Genomic DNA, 9,394 nt, shown 5'->3' on the forward strand with positions numbered 1-9,394 from the left:
ACATAGACTTGGATTGGTCACTTAGATAGTCCAAGAAAATGTCCGCACCCTCCCCTCGTCGCCTTCGGTATTTTTGCTTACAGATCAATTTTGTATTTGCCTTTTTGATCTGTAGATATAAACGTTTCCGTTTCTTGCGTTTCTTGCGTCTCTTTATCATCCTGTTGCTCGCATAACTTCTTAATATAGTTATAATTATCTTTATTCATATTTCTTACTGTATTAAATTTAGATAATATAAATTCGGGAGTCATGGTCGGAAATATGTTAAAACTATAGCTGCTAACTATGTTTCCGGATTCATAATCATATCTAAGGGTTGCATATCTCTTGGTGTAATTACAATTTGCAATGTAGCAGCTTAAGGTGACTTCTTTATTAAGCGATTCATCCCCAGGACACTTAAAAGGGAAAAAAGCGTTCATATCACATATTCCATTATCAGATACAGTTACATTGCATTTTGCATAACATTCTCCGTTTTCTAAAAAATTAATAATAAAAAGTGATTTATTTCCATTATCATTTCTTGCATAATTCCAATTATGAATTTTAAAAGCATTTTCAATCAAATTACAGTATTCTTCCAATGTCATAAGTTCACCTCCTTATACTTTAGGTATATCCCTTTTATAAGTGCTATAACAAGTTTTTCCACATTTTTTACAAACCTTGTTAACACGGTATGTAATGCGCTCCCCTGGAACATATTGTTCTTGTGATCCTACGATTTCGCCTTTTTTATTTCGCGTATTAGTATTTATAAGTACGGAAACATTCTCTTTACTTACAATTTCTTCACCTGTCTTTTTCAAACAAAATGGTTTATGACAAGATGGGCATCGAGTATCTTTACCATACCAATAGTAAATGATGATATACAGAATTCCGATACCTATCAATGCAAAAATAAAAGACAGTATCCGCTCCCAAACGCTGAAGAATCTAAATGATTCGCCAATTCCTAATGCGCCACTAAAAAATGAAACAGTGAATGCAGCCACAAAAATGGTTATTCCTAAACGTAACTTATTTTTAAATCCATGAAACATAGTTTATCCCTTTCTTTTGTCTGATTTTAAATTTTTATGAATTCAGTTTGTGCTAACTGTACATCAGATACCATTTTAATTAACACGTTTTCCAGCTTTCCCTGAGATAGCAAATGTGATTTAACAGTAAGCATATTTTCATCGACTAAAAATGTTACATCAGTATACTCACAATTAAGAGAGTTCAATTTTCTTAATAATGTCAATTCATCGAAATCTTTTATCGGTTTTCTGACATAAATTTCTACATCATTATCGTTTTCGTAAAAAACAATTGCAATGTTATATATGCAATCTTTTTCTCCTCTTTCCGGGAAAGAAACGACTGCAAACCCTTCGCCCGTTTCTTCATAAATAGCATTCTTATCTATCCCTTGTGATGTCACATAATCATAAAAGTCATTCAAAGTTTTCAATAATCTATCTTCCTTTCTAGTAAACATCAACAGCCCTCTTTAAGTTTTTAAATACGTCTTTTGCTGTGATGAATGGCGGTGCTTTTGGCTTTTTTGACGCTAATAATTTTTTTTCATTATCTATTTTGTACGCCATCACTTTTTTGTCATATTCAATTAGTTCGTCACCCAAACTATGAAGGATGTTATTCACAGCTTTTGGGACTGTTAGGTTATTTTTAGCCACATACTTAGCTGTTTTTTCAACCAAATCCAGAAAATTCGTACCGAAATCTGAAATTTCCTGAATGATTTCATAAGGCGTTTTATCAGCCGCTATCCCAAAAACTATCTTCGAAAAATTCCCTGTTGCTTTAACAGCTGCCAGAACAATATCGAGCTGTCCGGATTCTTTCCATGCTTCAAGTTCTTTTGATCCTTTCAGCGTAACAAGAGCAGCTACTGCTAATTTTTCAAATGTGGGAATTTCAAAATCAGCCCCTTCATTTTTTGTTAGTGTTTTTACTGTTCCTACGACATTTTCTCCTATTTTATTAATTCCACCAACCAACTCCATGGCATCATTATACACTGCAATTTTTTTGATTGCTTTTCTGGCAAATGATTTTTTGGGTTTTGCAAATTTTAATTCATCTAATTCCTCTAAGTTTTTATTTATTTTAGCAATTAGACCAATTCCAGATTCAAAAACATCACTTTTTTTCTTAATACCTAACCTTGCAAAAGCTGCAGTCTTGGCAAAGTCAAAAGTTGCTTTCGCAATATCTTGACTTATTTCCCGTTTTTTAATCGTTGTTAATATAGCGAGTCTTTCTTTCTTATTCTCAACGTCAACACCAAAATCCTGAAGTAAAGTGTCGTACTCTTGAAATAATTTTTCAAACAACGAATTCACAGTACAATAAAACGAATACATTAAAGTACATATAGGATCATTTTCGTCCGGTACATTTACCTGATATTGGTTTAGCAAAGTATTATATCCAGAAAATGCTCTATACACTTCATCCGAGGCATTCGGGACATATGGATTCGAAGTGTCTGAGTTAATCTCCCGTATATTATGACTGTGAATTACTAATCGAGAGAATACATTCTCCGTTTCAGATAATTGTGTTCTTAAATGATCTACGGAGCTGTCCGAGGCTCTTATTTGTAATGCTGATTTTTCAATAGCTTCTTTAATGCACAGAAACTCATCTTTTATTTCTTGTGATACAGAAATTTCCATATCCCTGATTTCATTTGAAAATTTATTAAAAGCTTCATAATGATAAGATTCCAGATAGCTTCCTGCATTTTCTATAAATACAATTAAAGCACAAGTCAATCCTTCTATTTGATCTACAACTCGACGAATATAGAAATAAGTATCTTCGTTTAAATTCATAGTTGTGCTCCATTTATCAATCTAAAATTGAGTCAAAATCAATTTCCGGGACAACAACTTCTTGTAGTTCGTATCTGAATTTTTTGAAAGATCTTTGTGTTGCACTACTGCTAATAGCAAAATCAACAGCGATTGAGTTCTCTGATTTATGGGTAAATGGAAGTCTAAGCTTATTATAATAACTCTCATTGTTACCTGTGACAAATAAATAATCACAAGTCTTATGGCACATATAAAAATCATTAAAGTCATTATTTGATGCAACCAACACAAAAAGTATATTATAATTCATTGCATCGGTAAGTACCGTCTCCATTTCTTTTGGAAATTTTCCAACCATTTCTGCGCCAATAATCCAAAAAATACTTGGAACAAAAAGATCTATCATAGGTTTTTTATTTATTTCTTTTTCATAAAGTAGATTAATTACCATAAAATAGGATTCATCAAAATCATAATCTTCCAAAATCGCCTTTTGTATGTCAGGAATATCCGCAATAGATTTGTGCTCATAATACATGCTCAACTCTTGAAGCACAGATTTTTCTTCTTCAGACAGTTTCGAAATAAAATGCTCAGCTCTTAAACAAAATGCATCATAAGCAAATTCTTTTAATGATGGATACTGTGAATAACTGCTAATCAGGGTGGCTTCTCCACTACGTCTTTTAAATAACTCGATAATTTCATCAAGAAATCCTGTTGAATTATATACTCTACTGTCAGGAACATTCAGTTCTTGCCTAAGATCCATTTTTTTCATAAATAAATTATTTCTTACAAGAATAAAATGTTGGTAACTTTCTGCTTTTGGTGAACTTTTAAAATTCTCTGCCAGCAATTTGCATACATATACGGTATCGTCAACGATAGGACTAAATACACCTATATTTTTTCTGACACCTCTCTCCAAAAACACAGTTTCATAATCATATTTCTTGTAATTAAATACGACAGCTTCGCCTAAGGTAATTATATCGAATAAACTGCTATTTTTTTTCAAATACTCAGTTCGCACATTCTTAATTGCATCAAGTACATTGTTCAGCTCATCCATTCCTTTTATGCTGTCTTCCTGATAAAATTTATGTACAGAATTGTAATTGGATTTTAATCCCAAATCTGTAATGTATTGCAAATATTCATAGAAATATTCTTCTGAAACAAATGGAACTTTAAATAATTGATTTGTTTCTCCTTTACCAGCACCGACATTAGCTAAAACTAATCCTTTTTTGTCTAAATTAGCAGCTCCCGAGTTTCCCAATACTCTGTTTGATACCTCTGCATCACAAGCCAAAGCAAATCTTGACTTAAAATTTGAAAAAACACTCTGACTCATTGTACCTGACATTTCCTGACTGGCAAACATTAGATGAAATCCAGTTGCCCGACCAAGTTTAGTAATTGATGTAAGAACATCTGTAATCTGCATTTCTTCTTTACCGGTCGCTTCCAAAAATAACTGTTGAAATTCATCAACAATTAACAACACTCTCGGGAGGACTATCTGGTACTTTTCTCGTACGTCACTTAGTTTTTGCTGTCCGATCAATGCAAAAAAGTTCTGTCTTGCGACCATGCAGGCTGCTAAATAATTCAGCAAACTAAGAACATACCTTATCTCACTTGTTGCTGCTACTGTTTTAATATGAGGAACATTATATTTTGATAAATACCTGCTAAATTCAACCTTTTTAAAATCAGCCAAATATAAATTCAACTCCCAGGGAGAGTACTCAGCAAGTAATGAAAAAATTATACTGTTCAAAAATACTGATTTACCAGATCCTGTTCGTCCAGCAACCAACGAATGAACTGCATCATCACCCAATGTTATTGTTGTTGGACTGGACCATTCTCCATTTCTTAATCCTGGTCGTAGATTAATTCCATTTTGAGTCGTATTAAACCATAATCCATTTGTATCTGCACATTTATCTATGATCTGAGCAATTACTCTGGGATTTTTTTCAGCTAATAATTTTCGAAATAAATTTGTACATTCGTCCTGACCGTTGCAACCGTTAAAAAGTTCTATAAATTCTAAGGGTTCCTTAATACATACATATTGATTATTGTATGATTTTGCTTCTGTAATAGAAGGGTATATCTTAGGATTTTTTTCAGCAACTAATGTCTTTAAATTATCCAAATAAGCGTTATATGGAAGTTTACTTTTTTCTTCTTCTCTTTGCTTTTTTAATTTTGCAAGGTCATCTAAAGTTAAAAGTTCTTTTGACATAATCATCTCCCAAATTAATCTAAAATTTGTTTTACTTTTGCCTTGAGCGCTGAAGCTCCGCTGCTCACAAATGATTGCGATTTTGTTGCTGCTGTTTGAGCTGCATTAGCCCCCAATCCTCTTACCATATTAGATTTATCTTCAAATTTTCTTGATAAAGCAAGGAAACTCTCACTTATTCCTGTTTTAAATCCTTCAATGATAATCGATATTGACTGCAATACGACTGGTTCAATCGAAATGTAAATTTCATTTTCAGCTTTCTGATTTTCCAGATTGTTTTCATACTGATTTTGTTTCGCCTCCATGCTTTCGATATAGGAAGCAATATCTTGTTTAATGTTTTCAAAATCTTCCGTATCACATCTCCAATTTTTGGTATCAATCCCAGTCAAATTATCATCAATTTTCTTCCATGACTGTATTTGTTGTTCAATCTGATTTTCTAACTGTTTGCTTCTATCCTTTGCACTTTCTCCTGCTCTCATTTGTTCCATCACTTGAGTAAAGCTTAATTCGCTGTTTTTCCAATCTTCCATGGATTTAAGCTCACTTTGTTTTAAGCCATCGTTATAAAAGCTAATCGCTTCACGAGACAATTTAACAACTGGCTCATATTTAAGTTCTCTTGCATAATTAATTAATTTGTCAGAAATCCCTTTGGTTTCTTCATGAATTTCATCCAGACATGTACCATACATATTGTACATCTGGGTAATTTCTTCTTCTGTAAAATTAAATCCCATTGTGTCTTCTCCTTAAAATTATAATCTCTTAACATCCACGGTAACAAAATCTGGTATTATACCATTTAATGTAAAGAATTCAACAAAATCATATTGTAAAAAATATTCATATAGATCTTCACTAATGTCATTCGTATCAACATATAAAAAGGTATCAATGGAAATGGTTTCGTCTGAATTCAAAATATCTTCAAATTCCTGAAACGAAAGAAGCTTTTTGATACAAAATTTTCCTTCCAGATTTTTCTTTTGATTGGATATTATTAACTCATATTCGAATTCATGAACAATACCTTCATACCCATAAATCTGTTCGGATTCTTTGATCTTTTTTATAACCTTAGAAAATGCTCGTGAGCTGTTATTTTCTAACAGGAAGTCACGTGCCATGGTCTGTTTCATAAATAAAATAGGTATAAAGCCAAAATTTTCACCTTCAATAAATAACTGAACGATTTCTCTATCCACGGAAGTAAAATCTGTCCCGGTAAAAAATACAATGTGATACTTAATTGGATTTTCTCTTTTTCTTAATTTATCAGGATTGATAGTTGCAATTTTTCCATCTGCCAATGAATTCACAAGGTCTCTGGTACTTTTTAAATCTATATATAAATTTTGCAATTCTCGCTGGGTTCTTATAACTTTCATCATTCCACGAGTTCTGCTTTCCGGAAAATGGAGTCCCTCAAAATCCACAAGAAACATATCAATAATATCCATTGAATTTTCTCCGAAAAATCCAAGCATAAATTTTTCAATTAAAATTGCAATGTTTGTTCTGAGTTTTTCACTGCTCTGTGCACTTTCTTCACCGTAACAAATAAGCATTGGTTTGTAATTATGTTGAAAAGATATCAATTCTTTTACAAAATAGAATTCTTCATTCGCAAACCCAAGAGCAACATAAGGAGAAAGGACACCATTATTATGGTTGCTGTCGCCAATCAGTCCGATTACTTCCTTTTCTTTAGAATTCAATTCCTTGATCAAATGTGATGCATCATATATGAGCCCATCTGCTTTGGCAGTACGGTCCTCTATTTGCGTTTCTTTTTTAGAAATATCAGAGTTTAATTTGTCATAATTCTTTTTAAGGGATTCAACAATATCTGAGCTTATATGTCCCACCTTTTCAGAAGCTTGATATTCTATCGGAAGACCATTTTTCTTGATATACTCTATTTCGTTTCGCCAATCACTGATAGTTCCATTTATGAACACGGAAAATTTATAATCATATAATGCTTTTTCGAGCTTGGACGGTTCTGTAACTGCCATATAAATTAATTGATTTTTCAACATATAGTTTTTGGCATAATAGTTTGTTGCATAATAAACTGCTATGTTAAGAATCAGTATGATGCCTGCTAGAAGAATTACGCGTGTTATGCACACCCATAACATAGCGTTATATTTTTCAAGCGTCAGTGGTGTGTAAAATCCATTTTTAAGTGAAAATTTTTTATAGGTACTATTAATGATTTTGGGAACTAAAATTATTCCCCATATAAGTATTGCAGCAACCACTCTCAGTATTTTGGGAAAACAAGTTAAAAAATTAAATCGGAAAATAAAACCGAAAAGCTTGTTAGCTGAAGAGAAAAGATCAAATTCCGTAATTTTTTCAGCTTTCTCCATATTGATCTCTTGGTCACAATTCAACTTATTTTGTGATATGATTTTGTCTGCTTCTTTTTGGGTAAGCCATTTTGTAACCTTTTCAAAATTTTTCGTTACTTTATCACTCGGATTTTCGAGTTCTCGCATTTGATTTTTAACTTCTTTTTGCAGGCTCTGTCTCTTTTCTTTCATTTCACGATCTACATGAGATTCCATATATTGAATTACAGTATTGGGATCTGTATAATCGTATTCCTTTTGTCGTTGACGCAGTTTCTCGATTTCTGTCTTTAACGGTTCTATTGGTGCTTTGTATTCCTCTGCACAGTCATATGTCTTTTTGAATTTAGAATATAATATCTGGTATTCTTGAACTTTACTTTCCATTACTTTCGTTTCCTTTCCATATATATTGCAAAAGCAATTACAGTTAAAATAATTTATCCCTTTCGTTTTGAGTTTTTGGTTTACCGTTTTATAGATTACTAGTAAAATTTTCGTAGAGTATCACACTACACGAAAAAATACCATCCAATAGATAAAATCACTATTGGATGGTATCTTGACAATTTATTTGACGGCTAATAATCCAGATAATTTTTGCATATTTTTCTTTTTCATCTCATAAGTAGGATGAACATAACGATTCATGGTAATATTGACAGTAGCATGACCGAGAATTTCACTAAGAGTTTTGACATCAAAGCCCAGTTCAACACATCTTGTGGCAAAAGTATGTCGCAAAGCATGAAAATTAGCATTTTCTATCCCTGCGGCTTTTAGAATTTTTTTGAATTTATTTTGCATTGTTCTCGGCTCTATAAATTTATAATCATCGTTAGTCAGCACATAACCTGACGATGATTTTTGATTTAAAATAAGAATTTTTGCTATTTCATCAGGTAATGGGATTTTTCTTATAGAGCAAGGACTTTTGGGTGTGGTCATAACAACTTCGGTTTTTGCCTTGTTTCCCTGATGAATTTGAATTCTTTGCAGTGTATGATGAATATATATTGATTGTTCGGAGAATGAGATATCCTCCCAACGCAAAGCACAAATTTCTCCAATACGCAGTCCTGTAAACAAACACACAAGAATTCCTATGCTGCAGGCTTCAGGATTCTTTAATATATGCTCACATAATTGACTTTGTTCAGCATTGCTTAAAATACGCATAGGTTTAATGTTTTGCCTGATCTGAACAGAGGCAGCATCACATGCAACATAAATTCCTTTTCTGATTGCAAACTTTGAAATATTTCGAATGATAGCCAACACATCATTTACTGTTTTTGGTGATAAACCATTGCCTTTTCTACCGCCTGATTCCAGTAGAAATTTACAATGTGTTTCTATAAAATCATAGGTTATTGCATTAAATGGTTGGTTTCCATATTCGGGAAGAATATAATTTGTGAGCATATTATAATATTTATTTTGTGTAGATATCTTAGTATGTAATTTGATACTTTCAAACCATTCTGACGCAAGGCAAGAAAATGCAAGATCATTTTTGTTAGTTACTTGAGAACTACATAATATACTTTTAGTTTTTAGCTTTTCTTTTGTCTCACGATAACTTCTTGCATATACATAACCATATATTATTTTCCCAGATACTGTCCGGGATTTTATATATCGACCTTCCCACCTGCCATCTTTTCTTTTGTATATATTTTCTCCTTTTTTGGGCATAAGATGTTATCTCCTTTACATTGACTACTATTTTGACGGCTTATGGCAAAGAACCAACCGATAGATTTCCCGAAAAAATTAGTTATTTGTCATTTTAACCTGTTTTGCAGGGATTATTGAATTGACGAATACCGTTTGAAGAGTTAATATGGATGTATATAATGTCGTAGAATAGTATTTTAAATAATTCGTGGAGTGTGATACTCTACGAAAATATTTCCGCA

General features: G+C 32.4%; 8 protein-coding genes. All 8 read right to left on the reverse strand.

The window, feature by feature from the left end; genetic code table 11:
• Window positions 1-77 precede the first annotated feature (77 nt).
• Window positions 78-596 carry a hypothetical protein gene (locus DW743_RS17535; protein WP_117762273.1) on the reverse strand — a complete coding sequence of 173 codons (519 nt, stop codon included), beginning with the start codon at window positions 594-596 and terminating at the stop codon, window positions 78-80.
• Window positions 597-608: 12 nt separating this feature from the next.
• Window positions 609-1,052 carry a hypothetical protein gene (locus DW743_RS17540; RefSeq protein ID WP_117762272.1) on the reverse strand — a complete coding sequence of 148 codons (444 nt, stop codon included), beginning with the start codon at window positions 1,050-1,052 and terminating at the stop codon, window positions 609-611.
• Window positions 1,053-1,078: 26 nt separating this feature from the next.
• Window positions 1,079-1,495: a hypothetical protein gene (locus DW743_RS17545; protein WP_117762271.1), complete on the reverse strand. Its 417-nt coding sequence runs from the start codon at window positions 1,493-1,495 to the stop codon at window positions 1,079-1,081.
• A complete protein-coding gene (locus DW743_RS17550; RefSeq protein ID WP_117762270.1) occupies window positions 1,485-2,858 on the reverse strand; it encodes a hypothetical protein in 1,374 nt (457 codons plus the stop codon). Before DW743_RS17550 ends, DW743_RS17545 begins: the two co-directional genes overlap by 11 nt.
• 16 nt (window positions 2,859-2,874) lie before the next feature.
• Complete coding sequence (locus DW743_RS17555; protein ID WP_158568594.1) at window positions 2,875-5,103, reverse strand: FtsK/SpoIIIE domain-containing protein; 2,229 nt, start codon at window positions 5,101-5,103, stop codon at window positions 2,875-2,877.
• A gap of 14 nt (window positions 5,104-5,117) precedes the next feature.
• Window positions 5,118-5,849: a hypothetical protein gene (locus DW743_RS17560; RefSeq protein WP_117762268.1), complete on the reverse strand. Its 732-nt coding sequence runs from the start codon at window positions 5,847-5,849 to the stop codon at window positions 5,118-5,120.
• Window positions 5,850-5,867: 18 nt separating this feature from the next.
• Window positions 5,868-7,859 (reverse strand): hypothetical protein, encoded by a 1,992-nt coding sequence (locus tag DW743_RS17565; RefSeq protein WP_117762267.1) that lies wholly within the window; start codon window positions 7,857-7,859, stop codon window positions 5,868-5,870.
• Between the two features lie 183 nt (window positions 7,860-8,042).
• Window positions 8,043-9,170 carry a tyrosine-type recombinase/integrase gene (locus DW743_RS17570; RefSeq protein ID WP_117762266.1) on the reverse strand — a complete coding sequence of 376 codons (1,128 nt, stop codon included), beginning with the start codon at window positions 9,168-9,170 and terminating at the stop codon, window positions 8,043-8,045.
• Window positions 9,171-9,394: the final 224 nt, after the last annotated feature.

The sequence above is a fragment of the Blautia sp. AM28-27 genome, from assembly GCF_003480905.1.
Lineage (GTDB): Bacteria > Bacillota > Clostridia > Lachnospirales > Lachnospiraceae > Fusicatenibacter > Fusicatenibacter saccharivorans.